Genomic DNA, 223 nt, shown 5'->3' with positions numbered 1-223 from the left:
TAGCTAATCAGATATCGGCCGCTCCACGAGCATGAGGTCTTGCGATCCCCCACTTTCATCCTTAGATCGTATGCGGTATTAGCGTAACTTTCGCTACGTTATCCCCCACTCTAGGGTACGTTCCGATATATTACTCACCCGTTCGCCACTCGCCACCAGAGCAAGCTCCGTGCTGCCGTTCGACTTGCATGTGTAAGGCATGCCGCCAGCGTTCAATCTGAGC

The 223-nt window shown here is 53.4% G+C and carries 1 rRNA gene; it reads right to left on the bottom strand.

From position 1 onward, the window contains the following. Nucleotides 1-223, bottom strand: a 16S ribosomal RNA gene (locus KO538_RS29185); the annotation flags it as partial.

This window comes from Janthinobacterium sp. NKUCC08_JDC (assembly GCF_019345575.1).
GTDB lineage: Bacteria > Pseudomonadota > Gammaproteobacteria > Burkholderiales > Burkholderiaceae_D > Janthinobacterium > Janthinobacterium aestuarii.
The sequence above is the reverse complement of the archived record's forward strand: the minus strand, read 5'-3'. Positions and strand labels throughout refer to the sequence as shown.